25 protein-coding genes are annotated in these 26298 nt (G+C 44.7%); 11 read left to right on the forward strand and 14 right to left on the reverse strand.

The annotated features are described in order from the left end of the window. Positions 1-17 precede the first annotated feature (17 nt). Together gyrB and xseA are read left to right on the forward strand one after the other, a co-directional pair. Complete coding sequence (gene gyrB / locus ACZ1GZ_RS03435) at positions 18-2450, forward strand: DNA topoisomerase (ATP-hydrolyzing) subunit B (protein ID WP_472667027.1); 2433 nt, start codon at positions 18-20, stop codon at positions 2448-2450. A gap of 61 nt (positions 2451-2511) precedes the next feature. Beyond that, on the forward strand, positions 2512-4095 hold the full coding sequence (xseA, locus tag ACZ1GZ_RS03440) for an exodeoxyribonuclease VII large subunit (RefSeq protein WP_472668224.1): 1584 nt from the start codon (positions 2512-2514) through the stop codon (positions 4093-4095). 18 nt (positions 4096-4113) lie between these two features. Here the strand turns inward: xseA and ACZ1GZ_RS03445 are convergent, their stop codons facing one another. From ACZ1GZ_RS03445 to ACZ1GZ_RS03500, 12 genes are all read right to left on the reverse strand, one after another. Further along, positions 4114-4686 carry a cysteine hydrolase family protein gene (locus ACZ1GZ_RS03445; protein ID WP_472667028.1) on the reverse strand — a complete coding sequence of 191 codons (573 nt, stop codon included), beginning with the start codon at positions 4684-4686 and terminating at the stop codon, positions 4114-4116. Positions 4687-4699: 13 nt separating this feature from the next. Next, positions 4700-5659, reverse strand: a complete 960-nt coding sequence (locus ACZ1GZ_RS03450; RefSeq protein WP_472667029.1) for a class I SAM-dependent methyltransferase — start codon at positions 5657-5659, stop codon at positions 4700-4702. A gap of 42 nt (positions 5660-5701) precedes the next feature. Next, complete coding sequence (guaA, locus tag ACZ1GZ_RS03455) at positions 5702-7270, reverse strand: glutamine-hydrolyzing GMP synthase (RefSeq protein WP_472667030.1); 1569 nt, start codon at positions 7268-7270, stop codon at positions 5702-5704. 82 nt (positions 7271-7352) lie between these two features. Beyond that, positions 7353-8333 carry a type II secretion system F family protein gene (locus ACZ1GZ_RS03460; RefSeq protein WP_472667031.1) on the reverse strand — a complete coding sequence of 327 codons (981 nt, stop codon included), beginning with the start codon at positions 8331-8333 and terminating at the stop codon, positions 7353-7355. 17 nt (positions 8334-8350) lie between these two features. Then, the gene (locus ACZ1GZ_RS03465; protein ID WP_472667032.1) at positions 8351-9358 is read right to left on the reverse strand and encodes a type II secretion system F family protein; all 1008 of its coding nucleotides are present in this window, start codon (positions 9356-9358) and stop codon (positions 8351-8353) included. 31 nt (positions 9359-9389) lie between these two features. Then, positions 9390-10874 (reverse strand): CpaF family protein, encoded by a 1485-nt coding sequence (locus tag ACZ1GZ_RS03470; RefSeq protein WP_472667033.1) that lies wholly within the window; start codon positions 10872-10874, stop codon positions 9390-9392. A 35-nt stretch (positions 10875-10909) separates the two neighbouring features. Beyond that, a complete protein-coding gene (locus ACZ1GZ_RS03475) occupies positions 10910-12199 on the reverse strand; it encodes an AAA family ATPase (protein WP_472667034.1) in 1290 nt (429 codons plus the stop codon). 42 nt (positions 12200-12241) lie between these two features. Next, positions 12242-12949, reverse strand: a complete 708-nt coding sequence (locus tag ACZ1GZ_RS03480; RefSeq protein ID WP_472667036.1) for a CpaD family pilus assembly protein — start codon at positions 12947-12949, stop codon at positions 12242-12244. Between the two features lie 10 nt (positions 12950-12959). Further along, entirely contained in the window at positions 12960-14501 is a 1542-nt protein-coding gene (locus tag ACZ1GZ_RS03485) for a type II and III secretion system protein family protein (RefSeq protein WP_472667038.1), read from the reverse strand. Between the two features lie 13 nt (positions 14502-14514). Beyond that, positions 14515-15327, reverse strand: coding sequence for a Flp pilus assembly protein CpaB (gene cpaB / locus ACZ1GZ_RS03490; RefSeq protein ID WP_472667040.1), 813 nt, complete (start codon positions 15325-15327; stop codon positions 14515-14517). A gap of 206 nt (positions 15328-15533) precedes the next feature. After that, positions 15534-16043 (reverse strand): A24 family peptidase, encoded by a 510-nt coding sequence (locus tag ACZ1GZ_RS03495; protein WP_472667042.1) that lies wholly within the window; start codon positions 16041-16043, stop codon positions 15534-15536. Between the two features lie 138 nt (positions 16044-16181). Further along, positions 16182-16385 carry a Flp family type IVb pilin gene (locus ACZ1GZ_RS03500; protein ID WP_472667044.1) on the reverse strand — a complete coding sequence of 68 codons (204 nt, stop codon included), beginning with the start codon at positions 16383-16385 and terminating at the stop codon, positions 16182-16184. A 307-nt stretch (positions 16386-16692) separates the two neighbouring features. On the opposite strand from ACZ1GZ_RS03500, the gene ACZ1GZ_RS03505 reads away from it, so the two are divergent. The 3 genes from ACZ1GZ_RS03505 (at position 16693) to ACZ1GZ_RS03515 (ending at position 18445) form a co-directional block, all read left to right on the forward strand. Beyond that, positions 16693-17082 (forward strand): pilus assembly protein N-terminal domain-containing protein, encoded by a 390-nt coding sequence (locus ACZ1GZ_RS03505; protein ID WP_472667046.1) that lies wholly within the window; start codon positions 16693-16695, stop codon positions 17080-17082. A 128-nt stretch (positions 17083-17210) separates the two neighbouring features. Beyond that, entirely contained in the window at positions 17211-17813 is a 603-nt protein-coding gene (locus tag ACZ1GZ_RS03510) for a TadE/TadG family type IV pilus assembly protein (RefSeq protein ID WP_472667048.1), read from the forward strand. Further along, positions 17810-18445 carry a TadE/TadG family type IV pilus assembly protein gene (locus ACZ1GZ_RS03515; protein WP_472667050.1) on the forward strand — a complete coding sequence of 212 codons (636 nt, stop codon included), beginning with the start codon at positions 17810-17812 and terminating at the stop codon, positions 18443-18445. Before ACZ1GZ_RS03510 ends, ACZ1GZ_RS03515 begins: the two co-directional genes overlap by 4 nt. A gap of 70 nt (positions 18446-18515) precedes the next feature. Here ACZ1GZ_RS03515 and ACZ1GZ_RS03520 read toward each other — a convergent pair whose 3' ends face one another. After that, positions 18516-19469, reverse strand: a complete 954-nt coding sequence (locus tag ACZ1GZ_RS03520; RefSeq protein ID WP_472667052.1) for a PhnD/SsuA/transferrin family substrate-binding protein — start codon at positions 19467-19469, stop codon at positions 18516-18518. Between the two features lie 163 nt (positions 19470-19632). Here ACZ1GZ_RS03520 and ACZ1GZ_RS03525 point away from each other — a divergent pair, with 163 nt between their 5' ends. The 4 genes from ACZ1GZ_RS03525 to ACZ1GZ_RS03540 all read left to right on the forward strand — a co-directional run bounded on the left by ACZ1GZ_RS03525 (position 19633) and on the right by ACZ1GZ_RS03540 (position 23200). Next, complete coding sequence (locus ACZ1GZ_RS03525) at positions 19633-20829, forward strand: phosphopentomutase (protein WP_472667054.1); 1197 nt, start codon at positions 19633-19635, stop codon at positions 20827-20829. Beyond that, positions 20826-21803, forward strand: a complete 978-nt coding sequence (locus tag ACZ1GZ_RS03530; protein ID WP_472667056.1) for an adenosine deaminase — start codon at positions 20826-20828, stop codon at positions 21801-21803. Before ACZ1GZ_RS03525 ends, ACZ1GZ_RS03530 begins: the two co-directional genes overlap by 4 nt. Before the next feature lie 43 nt (positions 21804-21846). Beyond that, complete coding sequence (gene upp / locus ACZ1GZ_RS03535; RefSeq protein ID WP_472667058.1) at positions 21847-22476, forward strand: uracil phosphoribosyltransferase; 630 nt, start codon at positions 21847-21849, stop codon at positions 22474-22476. A 172-nt stretch (positions 22477-22648) separates the two neighbouring features. Next, positions 22649-23200: an EF-hand domain-containing protein gene (locus ACZ1GZ_RS03540; protein WP_472667060.1), complete on the forward strand. Its 552-nt coding sequence runs from the start codon at positions 22649-22651 to the stop codon at positions 23198-23200. Positions 23201-23268: 68 nt separating this feature from the next. Here the strand turns inward: ACZ1GZ_RS03540 and ACZ1GZ_RS03545 are convergent, their stop codons facing one another. Further along, complete coding sequence (locus tag ACZ1GZ_RS03545) at positions 23269-24111, reverse strand: LOG family protein (protein ID WP_472667062.1); 843 nt, start codon at positions 24109-24111, stop codon at positions 23269-23271. Positions 24112-24259: 148 nt separating this feature from the next. Here ACZ1GZ_RS03545 and dapD point away from each other — a divergent pair, with 148 nt between their 5' ends. Together dapD and dapE are read left to right on the forward strand one after the other, a co-directional pair. Then, positions 24260-25114 carry a 2,3,4,5-tetrahydropyridine-2,6-dicarboxylate N-succinyltransferase gene (dapD, locus tag ACZ1GZ_RS03550; protein ID WP_472667064.1) on the forward strand — a complete coding sequence of 285 codons (855 nt, stop codon included), beginning with the start codon at positions 24260-24262 and terminating at the stop codon, positions 25112-25114. Position 25115: 1 nt separating this feature from the next. Further along, positions 25116-26297 carry a succinyl-diaminopimelate desuccinylase gene (gene dapE / locus ACZ1GZ_RS03555; protein WP_472667066.1) on the forward strand — a complete coding sequence of 394 codons (1182 nt, stop codon included), beginning with the start codon at positions 25116-25118 and terminating at the stop codon, positions 26295-26297. Position 26298 lies beyond the last annotated feature (1 nt).

The raw sequence follows: 26298 nt of genomic DNA on the forward strand, positions 1-26298 counted from the left end.
ACGGGATTTGGGTTTTAATGAACGATACTCCAATGGACGAAAATGGCGCTGAATATGGTGCCGATTCTATTAAAGTTTTAAAAGGGCTCGATGCGGTTCGCAAACGCCCTGGTATGTATATCGGCGATACAGACGATGGTTCCGGCTTGCACCACATGGTTTATGAGGTTGTTGATAACGCGATTGATGAAGCGTTGGCAGGTCACGCTGATATCGTGACCGTTACGCTGAATGCTGACGGCTCTTGCACAGTTACAGATAACGGGCGCGGTATCCCAACAGGTATCCACGAAGAAGAAGGCGTTTCAGCTGCTGAATTGATCATGACACAGCTTCATGCCGGCGGTAAATTTGATCAAAACTCATATAAAGTTTCAGGTGGCCTCCATGGTGTGGGCGTTTCGGTGGTGAATGCGCTCTCTGTTTGGCTTAAAATGAAAATTCACCGCGACAATGAAATTCATGAAATGAGCTTCACCCATGGTGTTGCAGATGCGCCTCTTGTAAAAACTGGAGACCGTGAGGGCCGTTCGGGTACAGAAGTAACATTCTTGCCATCATCTGAAACTTTCACAATGACCGAATTTAAGTATGAAACGCTTGAGCATCGTTTGCGCGAGCTTGCATTTTTGAATTCAGGTGTTCGTATCGTGCTTACCGACAACCGCCATTCCGATGTTCGTAGCGACGAACTTTACTACGAAGGTGGCTTAGAAGCCTTTGTGCGTTATTTAGATCGCACCAAAAAACCACTGGTCGATGATCCAATTACAATTACCAGCGAACGCGATGGTATTACAGTTGAAGTGGCGATGTGGTGGAATGAAAGCTACCACGAAAATGTATTATGCTTTACCAACAATATCCCACAACGTGATGGTGGGACACACTTGGCTGGATTTAGAGGCGCTCTAACACGTCAGGTCACAGGATACGCAGATCAATCAGGTTTGACCAAGAAGCAAAAGGTATCGCTCACAGGTGATGATTGCCGCGAAGGCCTAACTGCGGTTCTATCCGTTAAAGTGCCGGATCCGAAATTCTCCTCTCAAACCAAAGATAAGCTGGTTTCGTCCGAGGTGCGCCCTGTTGTGGAAAGTCAGATGAACGAGGCTTTGGGGATGTGGCTTGAAGAGCATCCGAATGAAGCGAAAATTCTTGTTGGCAAAGTATGTGAAGCGGCCCATGCGCGTGAAGCTGCCCGTCGCGCACGTGAGTTAACACGCCGCAAAGGTGCTCTGGATATTGCCTCGTTGCCTGGCAAGCTCGCTGATTGTTCAGAACGCGATCCAGCGAAATCTGAAGTCTTCCTAGTGGAGGGTGATTCTGCGGGTGGATCAGCAAAACAAGGTCGTTCGCGTGACAATCAGGCCATTTTGCCATTACGCGGTAAGATTTTGAATGTTGAACGTGCGCGTTTTGACAAGATGTTATCTTCGCAAGAGATTGGTACACTCATTACAGCGCTTGGCACAGGCATCGGCAAAGACGAATTTAACGCTGACAAACTTCGCTATCACAAGATCATTATCATGACTGATGCGGACGTTGATGGTGCGCATATTCGTACATTGCTTTTGACATTTTTCTTCCGTCAAATGCCGGAGTTAATTGAGCGTGGTCATTTGTATATTGCCCAGCCGCCGCTTTATAAAGTGGCTAGAGGTAAGTCTTCGCGCTACTTGAAAGATCAGGCAGCACTGGAAGATTATCTCATTACATCTGGCCTTGAAGAGGCAGCACTGGAAATTGCATCTGGTGAAGTGCGTGCAGGTTTGGATCTACGTTCGGTTGTTGATGATGCTTTGCGTTTACGCACACTGCTTGATGGTCTTCACTCAAGATATGATAGATCCTTAGTTGAACAAGCCGCCATTGCAGGCGCGTTGTCTGCGGAGACTTTTGCTGATCCTGCGCAAGCTGCTGCACTGGCGACACGGGTTGCCGAACGCATGGATATGATTTCCGATGAGACCGAACGCGGTTGGAGCGGAAAAGTGACCGATACTGGCGGGTTGTTACTTGAACGCGTTGTGCGCGGTGTGACTGAAATTGCACTTTTAGATGCAGCACTTCTTGCCAGCCAAGATGCGCAAGCTATTCATCAATTGAACGAGCGTTTGAAGGAAGTTTATGACGAACCGGCGACTTTAAAGCGTAAAGCTGCGGTTGAAACTATCGGCGGACCGATGGCGCTGCTTGATAGTGTGTTCTCCATGGGACGCAAAGGTTTGACCGACATCCAACGTTATAAAGGGTTGGGTGAGATGAACGCAGACCAACTTTGGGAAACCACGCTTGATCCAAATGTTCGTTCATTGCTGCAGGTGAAAATTAGCGATGCGATCAATGCTGATGATCTATTCTCTCGCCTTATGGGTGATGAAGTGGAACCTCGTCGTGAGTTCATCCAGGACAATGCGCTTAGCGTTGCAAACTTGGATATCTAATGCAAAGCGGATTTGGATATAAAGGCGAGGTCAAATTGTGAGCTCGCAACAAATATCCAATATGGCGGAATATACCGTCACAGAGATTTCTGGTTCGATTAAAAAGACAGTCGAGACGGCATTTACTCATGTGCGCGTTCGCGGTGAAATATCCGGATTTCGCGGTCCACACTCGTCAGGTCATGCATATTTTTCCATAAAAGACCAAAAAGCGCGCATGGATGCCGTGGTTTGGAAGGGCGTTTTTAATCGACTGAAGTTCAAGCCCGAAGAAGGCATGGAAATGATAGCGACTGGGAAAATCACAACTTTCCCAGGTTCGTCAAAATATCAAATTGTCATCGAACAGCTTGAGCCTGCAGGTGCAGGTGCGTTGATGGCGCTGCTTGAAGAACGAAAGAAAAAACTAGCTGCCGAAGGCCTGTTTGATGCCAATCGCAAACAGTTGCTGCCTTATCTACCCAAAACCATTGGCGTCGTGACATCTCCAACAGGTGCAGTTATCCGCGATATTTTGCATCGGATATCTGATCGTTTTCCGGTTCATGTGATCGTTTGGCCTGTACGTGTGCAAGGGGAAACAAGCGGTGATGAAGTCGCTGCTGCAATTAACGGATTTAGTGCGCTTGATGATGCATCGAACATTACAAAGCCTGATTTAATTATTGTAGCGCGCGGTGGTGGCAGTCTTGAGGATTTATGGGGTTTTAATGACGAAGCCGTTGTTAGAGCAGCGGATCAATCTGATATACCTTTAATTTCAGCTGTTGGTCACGAAACTGATTGGACGCTACTTGATCTTGTGGCTGATGAGCGCGCGCCAACGCCAACAGGTGCTGCCGAAATGTCTGTTCCTGTGAAAGCAGATCTTGAAGCAAGCGTATCAAATTTATCAGCACGTTTACGTTCGGCGAGTTCTCGAAATGTCGATCAAAGGCGGCAAAACTTCATCGCATTATCTCGCGGGCTACCCTCACTGGATAACCTCTTAGCACTTCCCAGACGCCGAATAGATGAAGCAACCAGCAACCTGTCAAAAGCTATTCATTTAAACACAATCAACAAACGTCGTGGTTTTGATCTGGCGGTTAATCGCTTAACGCCCATTGCTCTTCTCGCAGCATTGCGCGACCGCAATGCTCGTGTGCAACAAATTGGTCAGCGCTTAAGCACGAGCTTTGAGCGCATCGGTGATCGCAAGAAAACAAGTCTTGAACGTTTGGATCGTACGCTGCAACCTGTCCCGCAGCAGATCTTAAAAAGGATTGGTCAAAACCGGTCTCAGATTAATCAATATTCAGCACGCAATGATAATGCGGTCAAAAGCCTCGCTGGACGTTTGTCACAGCAATTACAAGCGCACGATCGCATAATGCAATCTCTTGCCTATACCAATGTTCTAAAACGTGGCTTTGCACTGGTGCGAGATGAGAACAATAAACCCATAACCTTAGCCGGCAATGTAGCAAACGGTCAGGCTTTGAATATCCAGTTTGCTGACGGAAATATCAACGCAAAAGCATCAGGCGAAGGTTCTACGGGAACACCTCCAGCTGCAAGTAAAGTGGATACTAAGCCGGCTAAGCCTTTAAAGAAAACCGGGAAACCTAAAGCCCCATCAAAAGATCAAGGCTCTCTTTTTTGATACAAAACAAGCATGGATTTAGCCTAGTTTTTGCAATAATTCATCACTGCTCATAACAGTCGCAAATTCATCATTTAGGCTTGCCAAAGCCGTTTCGTGAATAAGGTCCGCTGGATAAACCGTGCCATCAAGTCCAGTTTTATCAAAGGTAGCGGTCGCATCAGAAACTAAGAAAACTTGATAACCAAAATTGCCTGCCATTCTTGTGGTCGTTGAAACACAATGGTCTGTCGTTAAACCAATAATGACGATTGATGAGACATCCCGGTCATCTAAAATCTCTTTTAAATTTGTCCCGATGAATGCGCTATTGACGTTTTTTTCAATGACCAATTCATCTGATAGAGGCATCGCGTGATCATTAAACTGATGCCCGGTATGAGACGGATGTAATGGCGAATTTGCATTAGTAGAGGCATGTTTTACATGAATTATCGGGTATTTTTTCTCACGCCATTGCACAATAAGTTCGCCGCAGATTTGTTCTGCATTTTTGTTGTTTCTTCCACCACCCCATGACAGCTCATCCAAAAACCCTTTTTGAACATCAATCACCAGTAAGGTCGGGCTTTTATCGTCAAAAATTGTCATTTGGGCTTCCAAACTACTTAACAAACTCGCCGTAATGGGACAGATGCGGCTCGGTGGTGTCGAAGACTTCGATATTTTTAAATGGGTCAGCAAGTGATTGACCGCGATAAAAAGGCATATATGCACTAAATCCGGCTTTTACCGAGGCTTCTTTTAGTTTTTCCTGCCCCCAAAACGTCACATGACGTTCGGGTCCTTCAGGATTGAAATCTATCGAGATACCTCTTTTGGCGCATAATGCATGAAATTCTTCCGCACTAAACCCACTTTCTTGCACAATTTTGATAGTCTCATCATCTGGTAAAGTGGATGAGCTCCACAAAACAGTATAAGCGGCTAACAACATCACTTTATGTTTTGTTTCCAACGGAACAGCATCCTGATCGAACAAAATTTTTGCGAAATTGAAACTCTCTTGCGTCGTTGGCACCGCAACACGCATAACGCCACCAGGCTTTAGAATACGGGCGCATTCTTTTAAGAATACATGCGCTTTTTCCTCGGTGAGATGTTCAAGCGTATGGGCACAATAAATAAGGCTTGCGCTGTTATCTGGGATATTAAGTTCTAGATCGTCCTGACAAAGATCAATCGCGGTAAAATCTTCCCCCTCCTTGCCCTGAATGGCCTTATAGAAATCACTGTTTCCAGGAAAGTCAAAGTTTTGCCAACGCGGATGATGGAACGCACCAGAGCCGAAATTATAAAATGTATCGGTAGGAGAATAATCCGAGTAGAGTTTCTTGTCATTTTTGGATGAGAAAAATGTAAGGCTCGCATCATAGCGATTGATTGCCGCGCCAAAACCAAATCGATAAAGACGCTTGTTGATAAACTTCACCAATTTAGGTGCGAATTTCGAACCTGCGATGCGCGAGAAGGTCACTTTGAATGCACCAATTGAATTGATGCGGAGCGATCTATGTCCAACCACGTCTAAATCTTGAATGTCGATCGTACTTGATTTGTCCATGAAGCGCCTTGTTTTTGGTATAACCTGGTGAAACGCGAGTTCTTATTCCCACTCAATCGTGCCTGGTGGTTTTGATGTCACATCATAAACAACGCGATTAATACCGCGAATTTCATTGATGATGCGTGTCGCAGCCTTACCCAAAAACGCCATATCATAAGGGTAGAAATCAGCTGTCATGCCATCAACAGATGTCACTGCTCGTAGCGCGCAGACAAATTCATACGTACGGCCATCGCCCATAACGCCAACTGTCTGGACCGGAAGCAGAACAGCAAAAGCTTGCCAGATTTCATCATACAAACCGGCTTTGCGAATCTCATCAAGATAAATCGCATCAGCTTCACGCAAAATCTCAAGCTTATCGCGTGTAATACCGCCCGGGCATCTGATTGCCAAACCCGGACCGGGGAACGGATGTCGACCAATGAAGGATTGTGGCAATCCCAATTCTAAACCCAACGCCCGCACTTCGTCTTTAAACAATTCACGTAGCGGCTCAACCAGATCCATATTCATGCGTTCAGGTAAACCGCCCACATTGTGGTGTGATTTAATCGTAACAGACGGGCCACCACTATAGGACACACTTTCAATCACATCCGGATATAAAGTCCCTTGTGCGAGGAAATCGGCACCGCCTAACTTGCCGGCCTCTTCTTCAAACAATTCAATAAATAACCGACCAATTGTTTTGCGTTTTGTCTCAGGATCAGCTTCGCCCTCGAGCGCTGAAATAAATGTTTCGGATGCGTCACAATGCAATAACTTTAAGTCTGGATAATGCTCATTGAACATAGCAACAACGTCATTTGCCTCGTTCTTACGCATTAAACCGTGATCAACCAAAATACATGTGAGCTGCGCGCCTACGGCTTCATGAATAAGAAGTGCGGCAACGGAAGAGTCCACGCCGCCCGACAAAGCACAAATCACTTTTTTATCACCAACCTGTTCGCGAATAGCGGCAACGGCACGCTCACGATAAGCGGACATGTTCCAGTCGCCTTTAAGGCCAGCAATATTGTGAACAAAATTTGCGAGCAATTTTGAACCATCAGGGGTATGCACCACTTCGGGGTGGAACATTGTTGAATAATATTTACGCGCTTCATCAGCAGCAATAGCAAACGGTGCATTTGGAGAGACTGCAATCACCTCAAACCCATCTGGAAGCTGGGTAACGCGATCACCATGGCTCATCCACACAGTGTATTGCGAGCCAACATCCCAAAATCCATCAAACAATGGACTTGATTTTAAAATTTCAACATCAGCACGACCAAATTCTCGGTGATGGCCGCCTTCAACCTTGCCGCCTAGTTGCGTGCACAAAGTTTGCTGCCCATAACATATTGCTAAAATCGGTAATTTTGAATCAAAGACGATTTGCGGCGCGCGCGGTGAGTTTTCTTCAAGAACAGATGCTGGCCCGCCTGAAAATATCACTGCCTTTGGATTGACCCGTTTGAAACCTTCTTCAGCGGATTGAAACGGTACTATCTCACAATAAACACCAGTTTCTCGGACCCGCCTTGCAATCAACTGAGTGACTTGCGAACCAAAATCGATGATTAAAATACTGTCGGTAGGGGAAGATATATTGCTCATATATGGGCAATACGAAATAAAGAGAAATTTCGCAAGTGCGAGATAACGCTTTGTCCGGGTCTTTAACGACTATTTCAATGGATTAGAAACGGTCCATCACCTGGAATGCCGCAGGTCCCAAAATAACACCAAACAGAACTGGCAAGAAGAACAGGATCATTGGTACTGTTAATTTTGGTGGCAAGGCTGCTGCTTTTTCTTCCGCACGTGACATTCTAAGGTCACGACTTTCTTGCGCCAATACCCGCAAAGCCTGCGCGACAGGTGTACCATAACGCTCTGACTGGATAAGCGCCTGACAAATCGCTTGTACAGAATCAAGCCCGGTACGTTTGCCTAAGTTTTCAAATGCGGTCTTGCGCTCTTGCAGGTAAGACAATTCAGCGGTTGTGAGAATAAACTCTTCTGCCAATGCAGGAGACTGGTTTGCAATCTCTTCAGCGGCACGTTTCATCGCGTGTTCGATCGAAATACCTGATTCAACACAAATCAGCATGAGATCAAGTGCATCTGGCCAGGTTTGCTGGATAGATGTTTTACGTTTTCCAGCCTGGTTTGTGATAAAGATATTTGGCAAATAAAAGCCAAAATAAGCAGCACCCACCGACGTCAATATTTTAATGCCATTTGATTGTTCAGGCATGCCACCCAAAACAAACACATATAACAGGGCGACACCTAAGAATAAAAACGGCAACGAAAAGCGTGCAAACAGAAATACGTTTAGCGCGTTCTGGCTGCGATAACCTGCTGAACGAAGATTATTGACGGTATTTTCATCGGCAAGCGCATTTTTCAGATTTAGCTGCTCAACAATTTGTCGTACCGACTTATTATTTTCACTTCGCAGATTGACCTTTTGATTGGCTTTGGCGTTTTCTGCCTGCATACGCGCGCGTTCCCGCGCTCTGATCTCGTCACGCTCAAGGGCAACAGACTTCATACGTGCTTCTGTTTCATTTCGCTCAAGATATGGCATGAGCAATGTCACACAAGTTGCAAAAACAGCTATGGCAACACAAACAGGAATTAAGACCTGCGGATCAGTAATAATATCTAACATTACGTTCTACCTTTCCACTAAAGATCAAAATTGATCATTTTACGCATCACCAAGACACCAATTGTCATCCACAACAGCGACACACCAATGATGAGATGACCACGAGGATCAGTAAACAAAAGCATGATATAATCAGGAGCGGTAATATAAACCAAACCTGTTACAATGAATGGCAATGCACCAATAATCGCCGCAGACGCCTTGGCTTCCATAGACAGAGCCTTAACTTTAGCCTTCATTTGCTTGCGTGCGCGGAGAACCGCTGACAAGTTGCCCAAGGCTTCGGATAAATTGCCACCCGCTTGCGCTTGAATATTAATCACAACTGAGAAGAAGTTCACCTCGGGCAAGGGAACTCGCAAAAACATACGATCACAGGCTTCGGGTATACTTAGACCAACTTGCTGTGCTTCTACCACACGAATGAATTCACCTTTTACAGGTTCTGCGCCTTCTGACGCGATCAACCGAACTGCATCATTTAAAGGCAAACCAGATTTAATCGAACGAACCATAACATCCAGCGCGTTTGGCAATTCGTTCAAAAAGGCTTTGAACCTGCGATTTCGGATAACGGATAAAACCCATGCCGGCAAGCCAAAGGAAGATACAAAAAATACCCCAAAGGCGATGAGTGGCTCACCAGAGGCAACAAAGGCCGCACCGCCAATAAATATGCCGGCAAGAACACCGAAGATATAATATTGCTTTACGCTGATAGATAATCCGGCCTGTGCCAGCTTATCTTTTAGCTTTGTGCTAGGTGCTTTTGATGACTTTTGCTTCTCTTCAAGTTCTTTGAGCGAATCTTGAACTGATTTTTTTCGCTTGCTCATTTCATTCAAGCGGTCGTTTGCGGCTTTCTTTTGAGCAACATTATGCTCTCCGGAAGACATTCTGGATAATCGCGATTCAGTTTTTCGCTCAGTATCGATGCTGTTGAACAATAAGGTATAGGCCAATGCACCAACGGCAATAGCGACCAATATGATCAGAAGAATAGCTTTGGGTTCTAAACCAAACATGTCTTAAACTCCGAAATTAACCGAAAAGCGATCATGAAGCGCGTTCCATTTCATCCAAAGCAGATGCCAAACGTTCCTCTTCATTATACATGCGCGCACGATCCCAGAAATTGGGCTTACCAATGCCTGTTGATCTATGTTCACCGATAAGGCGTCCGTTTGCGTCTTCACCGTCAATCTCAAACTTCATAAGATCTTGCGTAACAATAACATCACCTTCCATACCTGTGACTTCGGTGATGTGTGTAATACGGCGTGAACCATCTCTCAAACGTGCTGCTTGAATGATGACATCAACTGAACCGGCGAGAATTTCACGTACTGTTTTAGCCGGCAAAGAATATCCACCCATCGCAATCATCGATTCCATTCTGCTCAAACACTCACGTGGTGAGTTGGAGTGAATGGTGCCCATGGAACCATCGTGACCTGTGTTCATTGCTTGAAGCAAATCAAATACTTCAGGTCCACGAACCTCACCCACAATGATGCGTTCAGGTCTCATCCGCAGACAGTTTTTGATCAAATCGGTCATTGTGATTTGACCTTCGCCTTCAATATTTGGCGGACGGGTTTCCAGCCTCACAACATGTGGCTGCTGCAATTGAAGTTCGGCGGAATCTTCGCAGGTAATTACGCGTTCATCTGTATCAATATAGCCGGTTAAGCAATTAAGAAGAGTTGTTTTACCGGAACCTGTACCTCCGGAAATGACAATGTTACATCTTACGCGGCCAATGATCTGCAACAGTGTTGCACCTGCTGGGGTGATGGATCCAAAATTCACCAGTTGATCGAGCGTCAGCTTGTCTTTTTTAAATTTACGGATTGTGAGCGCTGTACCATCAATCGCCAAAGGCGGTGCAATCACGTTCACACGAGAACCATCGGGCAGACGCGCATCACAAATTGGGCTGGATTCATCTACACGACGACCCACCTGGCTCACAATTCGCTGACAGATGGAGAGCAGTTGACCGTTGTCACGAAAACGAATGCGGGATTCTTCTACCTTACCATTGACCTCAATGTAGGTTTTGCCTGCACCATTGACCATGATATCAGCAATATCATCTCTCGCGAGAAGCGGCTCTAAAGGTCCATAGCCTAGAACATCGTTACAAATATCGTCGAGCAGCTCTTCTTGCTCGGCAATAGAAAGAGCAAAGTTTTTAATCGCGATAATATCATTAACGATATCGCGGATTTCCTCTCGCGCACTTTCGACATCGAGCTTAGCCAATTGAGACAAATCAATGGTGTCGATGAGTGCCGAAAACACTTGGGACTTTGTATCGTAGTAATTCTCATCCCGCTCAGGCTCAACACTTGGCGCGGGTGCTGTTGGCGGCGTGACTTTAATTTTTTTAACAGGTGCTTTCGACGTATCTGCGGCCCCCACTGAAGGCTTTTGAGCTGGACCACCAGATTGCGGCACAGCTTCTGCCCGGTCCATCACATTAATTGAACCAGATGAAGGCTTTCCGCCATTTCCACCGCTACGTTTACCAAACATATAACTGCCTCAGAACCATGCAAATTTGCTTTAAATTACCGACCAAGTTTCGCCAACAAACCAGATAATGCTCCACCCTTTTGCTTCTTGATCTGCGAGCGACCCGTTAGCACATGGGCAATTTGTGAAAATGTCTCAGCTGTTGGAGATTTTGCGTCCATCTCAGCGATCATGCGCCCACTATTGGCAGCATTGCCAAACAAAGCTGCATCAAACGGGATCACCGCTAACGGATCAACATCAAATGGATTACAGAAATCTGAAACGCTGATCTCAGGTCTTTTCGGCATACCAACCTGATTAAGAATCAAATGTGGAACAGGATCATTTGGACGTGCCTGCGCTAAAACGTCGAAAATATTTTTCGCATTTCGAAGGTTCGCCAAGTCTGGTGATGCAACGACAACCACTTCATCAACCGCGGATAAAAGATTGAGCGTCCAGGAATTCCAACTGTGAGGCACATCAAATACCGTCATTGGTGCTGAGCGCTGCAAAATATCCAAAATCGGCATATATGCATCTTCATCAAGGTCAAATGTTCGATCCATCATCGATGGCGCGGCCAATAGCGACAAGTGTTCAGAACATTTTTCCAGCAGACGATCCATGAACACATCGTCAATTCTGTTTTGTGAATACACAGCCTCTGCTGTGCCTTGAAGAGGATCGCGATCAAGGTTCAAGTTCGCTGTTCCATATGCAAGATCTAGATCTGCAAGAATAACGCCCGATGAAAACAAATCTGAAATGCCCCAGCCGCAATTATGGGCAAGTGTTGAGGAGCCAACACCACCTTTTGCACCAAAATATGCAACCGTTTTCCCGACAGGATCAGCATCAGGATCGACAAAGATTGATGCCATTGTGTCGATAAGATCAGACATTGAAACCGGCTTGACCATATATTCTGCGATGCCGTTTTTAATCAGCTCGCGGTAAAGACCAATGTCGTTGTTATCGCCAACGATCACAACATGGGTATCGCGATCACAAACATCCGCCAGTTTTTGCAAATCTCCCATCAATTCGCCACGGCCACCTGATGCTTCAATGATCAATAAATTTGGCGTCGGCGATGTTGAAAACATACTTGATGCCGCCAATATGCTGCCCTGATTAGCTCGCATATTTACATTTAAAAGCCTACGATCATTAGCGCATTGGTCCATAAGATCCAGCAAGCTAGAACTTTCACAAAATGCATGCACTGAGATGCGCGGTAACGGACGAAGCTCTTTTAATTCTTCACCACTTGGCGCAACAGCGTCAGGTCCGAGATTTTCATCATCCATACTCGGTTGAGCGTAATCAATACTGGTCATTTACGACCTCCAATACAAGAACTTTCAACATTATCAATCACCCTATAGATCCGCCCCATTTGTCTGGTAATTTCCGATGGCTGTCGCACGACGTGCAGCATCAACAGGCATCTGACCTCGTGGGCGAACCAGATCTAATGGATTAGCGATTTGATTGGCGATATTGCTTTGAGTTGCGCAGCCAAAGTTGGAATATTGTTTATTCTGCGAGCTATTGGCGAATATATCTTCTTCCCATTTTCCACATTGCTCAGTTGAGGCAGAAATTGCGCTGTAAACCAAACGAATTGGCGCTTGATCACCGTAAGCTGCAGCTTCGTATGGAACGATGGTAACATTCTTGCTTGAAACACCATAGTGGGACAATTTTTTCAGCACTTTTTGCGCATAAGTTTGAGCTGTATGCGCGTTGCCAGAGCCAGCGGGACGCATAATCGTCATATAACTTGCGTTAGAGTTCAAATATTGCTGGGCAAAGCCCTGAATAATGTCACCTGTCGCAGGTGTTAAACGATGCGAATATTTGCCAACAGGAAGATCCAAAGTTTTATCCTGCTCGGAAATAATAATTGGATGGCGTGTGCGATAATCATCAGGTACAGCGCCCACATCAATATGTTGCACGCGACCCGCACAGCTCGTTAGAGCCATTGTCAAACACAACACAAAAGGTGTGACGAATTTCGGCATCGAGCGCTTTTTAGCACTGTGTTCAGGTGTTGGAATATCTAGTTGTTCAACAAAAATCATAATCCAACTCCTACTTAAAAATAAATCCGACAGAGCCATGATATCGACCCTCTGGAAGTTCGGTTTCAACTTGCCCATAAACCCGGTTCACCTTGCCCAGGAAGAAGCCAGCACCATCGCTTGCGGGATTGAAATTGTCATCCGGTCTTGAAAGCTCTTGTCGTGAGACTGGCTTTACAAGATAAGGTGTTGCGATAATGACAAGCTCATTCTCACTGCGCACAAAATCGCGACTTTTAAATAGTGTTCCCAAAACAGGGATCTTAGAAAATCCAGGATATCCGGACATTGCTTGGCGGATATCGTCTTTAATCAAACCAGCGATTACAATTGAACCACCTGATGGTAACTCAACAGAGGTTTCAGCTTCGCGTTTGCGGATCGACATGAATGTCGAGCCAGGCAATGCGCCACCGCCTGCAAGTGCTGTCGCTTCTTCGAAGGTAGGTTCAGAAACTTCAGTTCTAATTTTTAAGCTGATTCGACCAGGTCCCAAGACCAAAGGTGTAAAGTTTAGTCTGATGCCATATTCAATACGCTCGTTTTCATATGAGAGCGCGTTGTTTTCCTGATCGTAGTTTTGGCTTGTCGTTAAGTTAAACTCGCCACCAACGTAAAACGTTGCAGCTTCGCCAGAAATTGCCGTCAGGCTTGGTTCAGCGAGCGTACGCATAACACCTGCGCGTTCCATTGCATTGATGTAGCTTGCAATGTCCAGCCCACCGATTGAACCCGTAATCCGGCCAAAGTTTCCATTTACAAGCGCCTTGCCCAAATTGGCAGGATTGTTGGAGCTAAATACCGTGCTACCGCCAAATGTGCTTGTCGAATTCACACCTAATTGTTTAAGGATTTGACGGCTCACTTCAGCAACGGTGACTTTTAGTGTCACCTGATCTTCACCATCGATATTGAGCAGATTTACAATCTGGGACAATTGTCGATCTTCAGCCGAAATAGCTGCATCACCTGTTTCACTAGTCAGTGAAGTTACCCGTGTTGTAGCTTCACCACCTTTAAGGAAGATTTCTGCAAGTTGTGCAGCACGTGCTGCATCCTGCGGAGTGCGTACAGATCCGGTTAGGACAATGTTATCTGAGATGATTTCAACATTAATATCCGAATCTGGAATGAAACGGGCCAATTGTTGTTGCAAGTTGGCGACATCACGCTCAATGCGCAGATCAATGTTGATGATTTCTTCACCGCCGGCACCAAAAATAAAGATATTGGTTTGGCCAACAGATTTACCAAAAAGATAAATACGGCGAGATGTACGTGTAACCGCATCAGCAAGTGATGGGTCTGCAACCAAAATATCATGTGCGTTTTTTGGTAGATCGATCACGATGGCTTTATTAAGCCCTAACGCTACGGACCGCGAAACTCCTGGGCCTGTTTTCTTGATTTTCAAAATAGAATTGTTCTTGGCATAGGCTTGTAAACCTAGTCCGAGATCCGGGCCGGATAAAGCGAAACCCGTGAGGGCAAAACTAGATAATAAGGCCAGTTTAGCAACTGAAGCACAAAGTTTCTTGGATGATTTAAACACTTAATATCTCCAACTATTCTCTAATAATGTCGGCTGTGCCGACTTTGCCTGAACGAATGACTTGCACGTCATCAGTCCCGGAACCACTGTTTACAAGATAATTTGCGCCACCGTCGTCTTGTGTATCTACATCTGCGACAGAACGTAAAGCGAGCGTTATGCGATCAGCCATTTGCTGCGCGACAGCTATAATGTGAGTTTGTTCTGGAGTTAATTCCAAGGTTGCCGTTGAACCAACAGCGGTTCGGTTGCCTTCCTTGTCCTCTTCAATGCGTTGATCAATGGCTAAGATGCGAATATTTTCCAAAACATTTTCAGTGAGAAAACCACCTTTATCTGACCTTCTTACCATAATGACATCCACGCGATCATTTGGAAGAATAAAGCCACCCGCACCTGTGGCAACGCTGATCTCAGTTGAAACCGCTCTTTTACCTGCAGGGAGCAACGATGACATGATACGAGATGAGGAGCTTACAATTTTTTCAGCGCGGATTGGTTCGCCTTTGAAAATTGGCAAACGCACAATAATACCGGAAACATCTTTGATAGCGTCCGGATGGGCATCTTCATTGTAATAACCTTCAACAATTGCATCTTCCGGCCAATTCGCCCATTCGACAACCTCGTTATTTAGTCGAGCGCCAACAGGGATCCCTTCTTTGGCGACCAGCACTTTAACGGTTGGGATACGAACAGTATTTTCAATAACCTGATTTTGAATTTGTACGACCTGCTTCTCACCACCAAGACCGGTGGCAACCCAAGCGGCTACACCTGCTGCCAGCAGCGCAATTACCATGACCAATATTCGCGTTTTCTTCATTGCGATTCCTCAAAAACCATTCGCGTCTAACCTACAATTGCACTGCAATGGTGTATTTATGGTTAACGAATGCTTCTCAAGTATGGTTAATTTTCTATATATCCGGCAAAATAACGGCTTTAACGGTGCAGAACGACATACACCCAAGACATTAGATATCTTGGGTGCGCATTAAAAATAGCTAAAATGGATAGATTGGGTGGCGTTTAAGCGCCAATAGCAAATGTAAACAAGGCAGTTTTTGGGAACGTCATTAATGCAGCAATGCCGATAGCAATGCCGTAAGGAACACCGACCGATGAATTATAAACATAAACCGGCATTGGGAGGCGTGTGAGCATTAAGGTATTTGAATTCGCACGCAACAAAATCACAACAATTGTTAGAACCGCACCGAACAGCCCTACATAACCCAGATATCCAACCAATTCTGCGCCAAAACCGAACCATAATGAGCTGGCTGCAAGAATTTTTGCATCGCCGCCACCCATTGCGTTAATTGCAAATAATGCAAAACATCCAGCAAATACAGATGCGCCCGCAACCAAATGCCATCCAAATGTTGAAAGATCCATTCCTGTTAAAGGTGCGATGACGCAGAACGATGCCGCAAGTAAAATACTAATGCGGTTAGGAATTGTCATTGATATCAGATCTGTCATTGCTCCTAATGCCATACACATTGGGAAGATAACGATAATTGCGGCTTCAAGCATGCCATTCTCCATGTTTCTTAAAACAGATTAGCCTCATTCATTTAAGAAATCGTAATTTCTACTCAAACAAACAAAAAAAGGCTGCCCGGTAGGCAGCCTTCAAAACCAGTAAATGGTTTAAACGGTAAGTGGCTAAGATTAGCCTTCTTCACCACCAGCTTCTTCAGCTGTTGGAACACCGTCGATTGTCGTAGCAAGTTCACCGAACATTGTGTCCAAGCTGTCGCCAAGTGATGTTGCGCCAGTGATGATTGCAACAGCGATAAGACCAGCAATTAGGCCGTATTCAATAGCAGTTGCACCAGATTCGTCGTTCATAAAACGTGCAAAAAGATTTTTCATAATATAACTCCTAGTTTCCATATATGGTATTTAGCACCCCGCCAGCTTTTTACTGATCGGTTGAGCACAAACTACAAAAAGGGGTTTTCGATCTGCTTAAAAAACTTGGTTAGCGTATTATTAATGTGACTTTTTACTGATTATTCTTGCCATTGAAGCGCTTTACCCCGTCGGCGCCGGATATTTTTACAAGCATAACCCATTGATAAATATCATGTTTTTAAAACTTTGTGTTTTCTTTAACGCTTCATTCACCATTAAGGGGGATTTTAGATGCAACATAAACGTTTAAGCTGATGGCCGAAAAATGAAACTGACACTTTGTAAACATATCGCGTTGAGCACAGCTTTAGTTCTGCTCTCTAGTTCGACATTCGTAAATATGGCCCATTCAAGCGAGCTATTACGTGTCTTTATGAATCACGCGCGCATATTGAAGTTTGAAAACCCAGTTTCAAGCGTTATCGTTGGCAATTCAGAAATCGCGGACATTACAGTTAGTGATCCACAAACAGTGGTTCTGACCGGCAAAGCTTATGGCAGTACTAATCTTGTCATTTTAAATGATGAGGGCGAAGCTGTCGTTGATAAACGCATTGTGGTATCTGTTGACGAGGAGAATTCAGTTCGGATTTTCCGTCAGATCGACCGCACTGTTCTATCTTGTTCACCAATCTGCGAACAGCAATCGAATTAAAGCCCTAATTTACGCAATTTCGTCGTTGCTCGTTAGAAGATGATAAAAATTTAAACATTTCGCGTTACTTTTACTAAACCTATTGAAGCTAGGCTTTAATAACTTGTGTTTGTATTTGGAGTAACAAGGTGAAATTTCCTAGATTAATTGCGTTGAAGCGACCGATTAAGCGCATTCGAAAATCGGAAAGCGGCAGTACCGCCATCGAGTTTGGCATTTTGGCCATTCCATTTTTCATGATTATCGTTGCAACAGTTGAAACGCTGGTAGCTTTTGCTGGCGAACAAATGCTTGTGAATGCCGTCGATAAGATGTCTCGTCAATTGAAAACTGGTGAAATCACATTCAATATGGGGCGCTCAACTGATCTAACTGAAACTGAGTTCAGAGAGTTATTTTGCAATGAAATCAGTGTAGTACTGGAATGCAGCCCGGAAATTACTTCAGACCAGAAGCTATTTATTGATCTTAAAAGCGTGACAAACTTTAGCGACATCGACGTGGGTATCCCAAAGGTCAGCGCAGACGAACATGCGGAATTAGACACTTCCGGATTTGTCTATCAGCCAGGTGCTAATGCGTCGATCAATGTGTTGCGCGTCTACTATAAATGGGAAGTAACAGTGGACATGATCCGACCTTATATCACCAATATCAGGCCTGGCCCGGAAGGTTCTGAATATTATCTAATGGTGTCCACAACCGCATTTAGAAACGAGGACTATCCATGATAAATTTGATCGAAAAAATCGACGATAGCCAAGTTGAAAGTAAAAAATCAGACTTTTTTGGCAATAAATTCGTAAAGTCGTTTTCACGGTTAACAAAATCTGAAGATGGTGTCGGCGCTGTGGAATTTGCCCTCATCGTACCTGTGCTTTTAATTTTATATGTGGGTGCTTTAGAATTATCTGTTGCAATGTCTGTCGATAAAAAAGTTGCCAAAGCAACGTCGATTACAGCCGACCTGATCACACAGGGTACCAGCACAGATAAGACGACTTTACAGGAAATGATGGGTGTAGCCCAAAGCATTATCGCCCCATTTGATAGCTCTGAGCTGAATATGGAAGTTGTTGGTATTCAAGTTGATGCAGCTGGCACTGCAACAATCGCATGGTCTTGGGATGAAACAAACACAAGTCCTTATGTGGTCGGGGATCCGATTGAAATCCCAACGGCCTACGAGATCGCGGATACATTTCTTCTCCAAACCACAGTTGATCTAGATTATGACTTATTGATGCTTGTTCCTGAGACTGAAGGTGCCGGTAATGGCATTCTTGAGAGAACAGTCAACTTAAACAATGTTTATTATCTTCACCAACGTGAAGCTGAGCCAATTGTTTGCTCTGACTGCTAAACTAAAGACAAGTTGCTTACAAAATTAAATTTCGCCGCAAACTTCAAACAAAACGAGTTTGCGGCGATTTTTATTTAATAATCGTTGGTCTAAGGCTCAATTCAAGCTCAATTTCGGGTACGGAAATTCCTGCTTTTATCGCAAGAGCCTTTGAAATAGCGTCATAGTCGCTCTTATTCGACTTGGTAAATCCGCCTGAATAGTAAGGTTCGACAATGTCCAGCAAATTTGGTTGTTGGCTGTCCATATTCAAAAGCAAATCAGTAAGGTCTTGCTTGAGTTGCTCTGGCACATCTTTATGAACAGCATGTGGGCCGAAATAAACGATATTTGACCACCATGAGAGATCAATATCCGACTGCGCGTTGAGCGCGTCATTGAAATTGCCATTAAACAAATCGGACTGCGTGAATTCAACATCGGTTGACGCCACCGGCAGCCAACCAAAAAAGCCATGCAATTGGTTATTGCCAAAGGCCGAAATCATGGTGGCAACATCACCCATTTCCGCTAAATCGAATTGTCCAAGCTGCCCGAGTGATAAAGCCATGTTGGGCATGAGCCAACCCGATACAGATTCTTTGCGAGAATAGCCAATCTTTAAATTGGCCTTTGCAGTATGCCCTCTTACATCAAGGTCCTTTTTGGAAACCAAAATAGAACGAAACCCGACAGCACCTGTCTGGGATACCGGTCGCGCTACAGCATCAACACAATTGCAGATGCTTTGGGTTGTCGCAAATGATCGTGCTGTATGCATTGCATAGTGAATACGACCGCTTGCATGCGCATCAATTAGTGATCCGAGCGTTTTAAATCCGGTAACCTTGACATTAACACCAAGCAAATTTGAATAATTAAAGATAAATGCATCTCTATAGTCTGCGCGTTTTGCCATTGGATGGCTATCCAAAACACCAACTCTCAACGTTGCAAATTCCCCATCCGCGTCAGCAGATTTTGCTGATAGAGAAACAAACATAGATAGAATTAGAACTGTTAGGAATTGGGTGATTAGTTTCATTTCATACGCTCTACATAATGATGCGAACAATATATCATGAAACCAGTCTGCTCGGTGGAAATGGTTACTTTAGGGTTAATAGATAAAATTGTTCAAAACCCTATCCATAGCAGTAATATTCCACTAGATTTCCAGCTTTGTTATATCAACGTGTGGAGTTCTTTTGGCGCGCGCATTTATTCTTATTTTGGATTCTTTTGGCATTGGCGGTGCAAATGATGCTGCAAATTATGGTGATGAAGGCGCAAATACGCTTGGCCATATCGCAGCGTATTTCAATAAGGGCTTAAATCCACTATCCCTGCCCAATTTGCAAAAACTAGGCTTAATCAACGCCGCGGAATTAGCTTGCGGGCAAATCCCGCATGGAATGTCGAAAAACAAGGCCCCTATTGCTGCTTTTGGTGCTTCTGATGAACGCTCCCGTGGCAAAGACACACCATCGGGGCACTGGGAAATTGCAGGGCAACCCGTCATGTTTGACTGGGGGTATTTCCCAAATCAAATTCCGGCATTTCCAGATGATCTAACGCGTAAAATATGCGCCTATCTAGAGATTGACGATATTTTAGCTAACTGCCACGGATCAGGAACAGATATGCTTGTCAGGTTTGGCGAAAATCATATTAAATCAGGGCAACCCATCTGTTACACCTCAGCAGATTCAGTTTTACAAATAGCTGCCCATGAAGAAATATTCGGATTGGAGAAACTTTATGGTCTTTGCGCTTTTGTCCGCAAAGAAATCATGGACCTTAACATTGGTCGTGTGATTGCGCGGCCATTTATTGGTACAAACAAAGACGATTTTGAACGCACTGGAAATCGAAAAGATTATTCCGTTTTACCCCCAAAACCGACCTTGCTGGATATTGCAAAAGATAATGGCCGCGAGGTTTTTTCCATCGGCAAGATTTCTGACATCTACGCGCATCAAGGCATTACACATGCGCAAAAGGCCAATGGGAATATGGCATTGTTTGATGAGACACTAAATACCGCACAAAATGCGCCTGATGGCAGTATAATCATGACAAATTTTGTTGATTTTGACATGCTATATGGACATCGACGCGATATCGAAGGCTATGGTAAAGCGCTAGAGGCTTTTGACAAAAGATTACCTGAATTGTCGCCCTATTTACAAAAAGATGATCTGGTTATCATAACCGCAGACCATGGCTGTGATCCAAGTTGGGCTGGCACCGATCACACACGCGAGCGCGTACCCATTCTTGCCTATGGGCCCAATGTTACATCTAACAACATCGGTGTGCGAACCAGCTTCTCTGATATTGGCGCAAGCGTTGCACAACATCTTTCCCTGCCTGCCACGCAATATGGAGCAAGTTTTTTATGACCAGCAGCATCCCAAAAGCAGAACTCCATTGCCATATTGAAGGTGCAGTGCCCGTTCAACTTGCTAAACAACAAGCAGCCAAATACGGGATCGACATCGACAGCATTATCGATGGCGCGCATTATAAATGGCATGATTTCACATCCTTTATTACCGCATATGATACGGTTGCCAACCTGTTTAAAACTGAAGATGATTATCACAAGCTTGCATATGAATATTTGGCGAGTATTGCAAAAGATGGTGCTGTTTATAGCGAAATTTTTGTCTCCCCAGATCATGCAATGGAAGCGGGCATATCACCGCAAGCCTATTTTGATGGCCTCGCAGCCGGCATAAGTGATGCTGAAGATAAATTTGGCATTGTCTGTCGCATGATCATCGTCGGTGTGCGGCATTTAGGTATCGAAAAAGTTGAACAGGCTGCAAAAATTGCTGCTAGCCGACCGCATCCTTATATCACTGGTTTTGGTATGGCGGGTGATGAGCGGTCCGGAGCCGTTGCAGATTTTTCCCGCGCATTTGATATTGCACGAGATGCTGATTTGGGCATTACAGTTCATGCAGGTGAATTGGTTGGATCGCAAAGTGTGAAAGATGCACTTGATCATCTTAGACCATCGCGCATTGGTCATGGAGTGCGCGCGATTGAAGATACGGATTTGGTAAAGCGCATTGCAGATGAAGAGATTGTTTTGGAAATCTGTCCATGTTCAAATATATCATTATCTGTATTTGAAACCATGACGCAGCATCCATTTAAAAAGCTCGTTGATGCTGGAATTAATGTAACCATCAGCTCAGATGATCCGCCATTTTTTGCAACTGATCTTGCCAATGACTATGCTCAAATCGCACACACCTTTGAATATTCCAATGCGCAGATGAAACAATTCACCAAGAATGCGATCGAAGCAGCATTTGTGGATAATGAGACAAAAACGAAAATACTTACTCAACTTAACGCTGAATGAAGCTATAGTTTTAAACAAAGAGATTATCACAAAAGGCAGTAAAATGAGCAAAGCAACGGTTATCGATCATCCATTGGTCCAGCATAAGCTTACCATCATGCGTAAGAAAGACACGTCAACTGGCGGATTCCGCAGATTATTGCGCGAGATTTCAACTTTGCTTTGCTATGAAGTTACACGTGATTTGAAACTAACGACTGAAACCATTCAAACTCCGATGGTCGAAATGCAAGCACCTACTCTTGAAGGAAAAAAGCTGGTTTTTGCCTCAATTTTGCGTGCAGGAAATGGCCTTTTGGAAGGCATGTTAGATCTTGTACCATCCGCACGGGTTGCGCATGTTGGTGTATATCGCGACCATGATACGCTTGAAGCCATCGAGTATTTCTTCAAATCGCCTGAGCTTTTGGAAGACCGTCTCACGATCGTTGTTGATCCAATGCTAGCAACGGGGAATTCATCCATCGCAGCGGTTGATAAACTGAAAGAACGTGGCGCTAAGAATTTACGCTTCCTTTGCTTGCTCGCTGCACCTGAAGGAATTGAGAATTTTGAAAAAGCGCATCCCGATGTTCCCATTTATACTGCAGCCATCGACAGCCACCTTAATGAACAAGGTTATATCATTCCAGGGCTTGGCGATGCAGGTGATCGCATTTACGGCACGAAATAAGCTACCAAATTCTTAATTACAACGAACTAAATTAGACATTGCTTTTCTGTAATAAAGCAGTGTCTTTTCATTGCTAAAGCTTAATGCAGATGAACGCATTGTAAGTGGTTTTTCTTCGTCTTTGCCTCCAAATTGAGGATGCAACAGGAAACAAAACGAAGGAAATTCTAAAATGTATAAATCAATTATCTCAGCTGTCACTGCAGCAACTATCCTAGCATCCGCATCAACAGTCGCTTTTGCTGCATCAGACGATGGTAAAGGAAAACGTGGCGGTAAGCGCGGCGGTCCAAATATCGAACGCATGCTTGAACGCCTTGATACCAACAAAGATGGCGGCATCACACTTGAAGAGGTTAAAGCTTATCAAGGTACAGTCTTTGCTTCAGTCGACGCGAATTCTGACAGCTCTTTGACACAAGAAGAATTCGACATGATTAAAGAAATGCGTAAAGCTGAGCGTGAAGCGAAAAAAGCTGAAAACGCAGATCAAACAACTGAAACTGCGCAATCTGATGATAAAGACGGCAAAAAACGCAAGGGCAAACGCGGCGGAAAACGTGGTGATATGCGCGGCATGGGCTTTGATCGTCTTGATGCCGATAATTCAGGTGCTGTGAGCCTAGAAGAATTTACAGCTCATTCGGACAAAATGTTTGAACGCATGGATCGCAATGATGATGGTGTTGTCAATGCTGATGATGTGAAACGTAAAAGAAGCTAATCTTTATCGATTTTTACCAAATCAAGGCCGGAACATCCGGCCTTTTTTTGTTTTTCGTGTTGGGATGATTAGTCCGCGTAGTGTTTTTCGATGATATCCCAGGCTTCTTCTGCTGTTTCAACGATCTTAAACAGATCAACATCATCAGGTGAGATGGTGCCGTAATCGGCCAGTGCTTGGAAATTAAACATCGTATTCCAAAAATCTGTTCCAAAGAGTATGACTGGAACTCGTTCCATTCTACCCGTTTGAATGAGCGTGAGTGTCTCAAACAATTCATCCATTGTGCCAAAACCACCCGGAAACACCGTAATTGCTTTTGCCCGCAGAAGAAAATGCATTTTACGAATGGCAAAATAGTGGAAGTTCAATGAAAGATCAGGCGTGACATATTCATTAGGTGCTTGCTCGTGAGGCAATACAATATTCAAACCAATAGACGGCGCGTCCACATCATTGGCCCCGCGATTGCCAGCTTCCATAACACCAGGCCCGCCCCCGGTTACCACAACATATTCTGAATAATCTGTATCTTTGGACGCAATTGAACAAAGCTGCGCAAATTTACGGGCTTCCTCATAATATTTAGAAGACTTGGTCAGATTTTCTTTCTGCACATCGTTCTTTGCGGCCCACGGGTCTTTACCCGGTTCAGGAATACGCGCACCACCAAACATGACAACAGTTGAGCAAATACCATATTCACCCAATGTCATTTCTGGTTTGAGCAATTCTAGTTGTAACCGAACAGGACGCAATTCCTCACGACACAAAAAATCTTCATCTGCATAAGCTAAGCGATATGCAGGCGCTTGTGTTTGTGGTGTTACTGGAACTTCTTGAGCCCGTTTTTTGTCAACGCCGCTGCTTGCGAGCGGATCCCAAATTTCGCGAATACGTTTAACCCACATTCTATTCCCCATTGATTCGAATATTTACATATATGGGACCTATCATAGTTTGTTCATTATTGACCATGGCGGTTTGCTGCAATAGGACTGCATCGAGAAGTTTTATGCGATAAAGCAAAACGTAAGATACGCTAATCTGAGGAAAGACATGAGCCAGAACCTTACTGATCTTGAAAAAACAATCGAAGCGGCCTTTGAAGCACGCGATGAAATCTCACCTTCAACAAAAGGTGAAACACGCGAAGCCATCGAAGAAGCTTTGGAAATACTTGATAATGGGACTGCCCGTGTGGCAGCTCGTCAGGACAATGGTGATTGGCACGTAAATCAGTGGCTTAAAAAAGCCGTTCTCTTGGGTTTCCGCATCAAGGATATGGAGCCACAATCAGGTGGACCGCAAGGCACAACCTGGTGGGATAAAGTTGATAGCAAATTTAAAGGTTGGAATGACGAGAATTGGAAATCAGCTGGTTTCCGCGCTGTACCCAACGCTGTTGTGCGTAAATCTGCTTTTATTGCGCCAAATGTTGTTTTGATGCCATCTTTTGTAAACTTGGGCGCATATGTCGACGAAGGTACAATGGTTGATACATGGGCAACGGTTGGTTCTTGCGCGCAAATCGGTAAAAACGTGCATCTTTCAGGCGGTGTTGGCATCGGTGGTGTTTTAGAACCAATGCAAGCTGGCCCAACAATTATTGAAGATAATTGCTTTATTGGTGCACGTTCCGAGGTTGTTGAAGGCTGTATTGTTCGCGAAGGTTCTGTTTTGGGCATGGGTGTGTTCATTGGCAAATCAACGAAAATCGTAAATCGCGCAACTGGCGAGATTACCTATGGTGAAGTGCCGCCATATTCTGTTGTGGTTGCTGGGTCATTGGCGTCCGATAAAACTATGGGCAATGGTCAACCTGCGCCAAATCTATATTGCGCAGTGATTGTGAAACAAGTGGATGCACAGACACGCTCGAAAACTGGCATCAACGAGCTGCTAAGAGACTAAAATGCCTGAACTCAATGCGGTCACGCTTCTTCAAGAATTGATAAAATGCCCTTCTGTAACGCCTGCGGAAGGAGGGGCACTTCAATATCTGGAAGATGTTTTAACTCCTTTGGGATTTAAAGTTGAGCGCATTGTCTTTAGCGAACCAGGCGAGCCTGATGTTGAGAACCTTTACGCCAGATATGGCGATAAAGGTCCTCATTTAATGTTTGCCGGTCATACCGATGTGGTACCAACTGGCGATGAAGCCGGTTGGACACATGCGCCATTTTCAGCTGAAATAGATAATGGCGAGATCTATGGCCGAGGTGCTGTGGATATGAAGGGCGGTATTGCTTGCTTTATCGCTGCATTTTCAAGCTACCTTGCTGAAAATCCTGATTTTGATGGATCTGTATCGCTTTTGATCACAGGTGATGAAGAGGGCCCTGCGGTTAATGGCACCGATAAACTCCTCAAACATGCAGCCGGAAAAGGTGAGGCCTGGAATGCATGTATTGTGGGAGAACCAACCAATCCCAATGAGCTTGGTGATATGATCAAAATTGGTCGTCGTGGTTCAATGTCAGCGCGTGTCACGGTGAGCGGTAAGCAAGGCCATGTTGCTTATCCGCATCTGGCAGATAATCCGGTGAGAGGTGCTACCGCCCTAATGAGCGCGTTGCTGCACCCGACGCTTGATGACGGAACACCCGAATTCCCGCCAACAAATTTGGAAATAACCAGCGTTGATACAGGAAACCCTGCACTTAATGTTATTCCAGGATCCACGCAGTTTCAGTTTAATATCCGCTTTAATGATACGTGGAACGAAGAAAGCCTTAAGGGCGAGCTGCAGAAACGCTTAAAAGAAGCATCTGAAGATACATCACTTCGCCAAAAGCCTGATCCAATTGAATATGAGATCGAGTTTATCAACCGCGTTAGCCCGGTATTTTTGACTAAGGATGAGAAGCTCATCCAGACCATGCAATCAGCTGTTACTACGGCAATTGGCAAAACACCTGATATCTCAACAACCGGCGGTACATCTGATGCGCGGTTTATCAAAGACTATTGCCCGGTGATTGAATTTGGCCTTGTGGGTCAAACCATGCATATGATTGACGAACGCGCTGCCGTTTCGGATGTTGAGGGCTTAGCTGAAATATACCAAGAGTTCATCAAGCAATGGTTTGGCTAAC

The organism is Lentilitoribacter sp. JB5-8, assembly GCF_055693385.1.

Excerpts from the sequence above, each read along its gene's own strand:
- ACZ1GZ_RS03520 (WP_472667052.1), bottom strand. The coding sequence starts at position 19,469 with ATGAAACTAATCACCCAATTCCTAACAGTTCTAATTCTATCTATGTTT.
- ACZ1GZ_RS03470 (WP_472667033.1), bottom strand. The coding sequence starts at position 10,874 with ATGTTTGGTAAACGTAGCGGTGGAAATGGCGGAAAGCCTTCATCTGGT.
- ACZ1GZ_RS03495 (WP_472667042.1), bottom strand. The coding sequence starts at position 16,043 with ATGCTTGAAGCCGCAATTATCGTTATCTTCCCAATGTGTATGGCATTA.
- ACZ1GZ_RS03545 (WP_472667062.1), bottom strand. The coding sequence starts at position 24,111 with ATGTGGGTTAAACGTATTCGCGAAATTTGGGATCCGCTCGCAAGCAGC.
- dapE (WP_472667066.1), top strand. The coding sequence starts at position 25,116 with ATGCCTGAACTCAATGCGGTCACGCTTCTTCAAGAATTGATAAAATGC.
- ACZ1GZ_RS03480 (WP_472667036.1), bottom strand. The coding sequence starts at position 12,949 with ATGATTTTTGTTGAACAACTAGATATTCCAACACCTGAACACAGTGCT.
- ACZ1GZ_RS03450 (WP_472667029.1), bottom strand. The coding sequence starts at position 5,659 with ATGGACAAATCAAGTACGATCGACATTCAAGATTTAGACGTGGTTGGA.
- upp (WP_472667058.1), top strand. The coding sequence starts at position 21,847 with ATGAGCAAAGCAACGGTTATCGATCATCCATTGGTCCAGCATAAGCTT.
- ACZ1GZ_RS03505 (WP_472667046.1), top strand. The coding sequence starts at position 16,693 with ATGAAACTGACACTTTGTAAACATATCGCGTTGAGCACAGCTTTAGTT.
- guaA (WP_472667030.1), bottom strand. The coding sequence starts at position 7,270 with ATGAGCAATATATCTTCCCCTACCGACAGTATTTTAATCATCGATTTT.
- ACZ1GZ_RS03530 (WP_472667056.1), top strand. The coding sequence starts at position 20,826 with ATGACCAGCAGCATCCCAAAAGCAGAACTCCATTGCCATATTGAAGGT.
- cpaB (WP_472667040.1), bottom strand. The coding sequence starts at position 15,327 with ATGAAGAAAACGCGAATATTGGTCATGGTAATTGCGCTGCTGGCAGCA.
- ACZ1GZ_RS03445 (WP_472667028.1), bottom strand. The coding sequence starts at position 4,686 with ATGACAATTTTTGACGATAAAAGCCCGACCTTACTGGTGATTGATGTT.
- gyrB (WP_472667027.1), top strand. The coding sequence starts at position 18 with ATGAACGATACTCCAATGGACGAAAATGGCGCTGAATATGGTGCCGAT.
- ACZ1GZ_RS03500 (WP_472667044.1), bottom strand. The coding sequence starts at position 16,385 with ATGAAAAATCTTTTTGCACGTTTTATGAACGACGAATCTGGTGCAACT.
- ACZ1GZ_RS03540 (WP_472667060.1), top strand. The coding sequence starts at position 22,649 with ATGTATAAATCAATTATCTCAGCTGTCACTGCAGCAACTATCCTAGCA.
- ACZ1GZ_RS03475 (WP_472667034.1), bottom strand. The coding sequence starts at position 12,199 with ATGACCAGTATTGATTACGCTCAACCGAGTATGGATGATGAAAATCTC.
- dapD (WP_472667064.1), top strand. The coding sequence starts at position 24,260 with ATGAGCCAGAACCTTACTGATCTTGAAAAAACAATCGAAGCGGCCTTT.
- ACZ1GZ_RS03460 (WP_472667031.1), bottom strand. The coding sequence starts at position 8,333 with ATGTTAGATATTATTACTGATCCGCAGGTCTTAATTCCTGTTTGTGTT.
- ACZ1GZ_RS03515 (WP_472667050.1), top strand. The coding sequence starts at position 17,810 with ATGATAAATTTGATCGAAAAAATCGACGATAGCCAAGTTGAAAGTAAA.
- xseA (WP_472668224.1), top strand. The coding sequence starts at position 2,512 with ATGGCGGAATATACCGTCACAGAGATTTCTGGTTCGATTAAAAAGACA.
- ACZ1GZ_RS03465 (WP_472667032.1), bottom strand. The coding sequence starts at position 9,358 with ATGTTTGGTTTAGAACCCAAAGCTATTCTTCTGATCATATTGGTCGCT.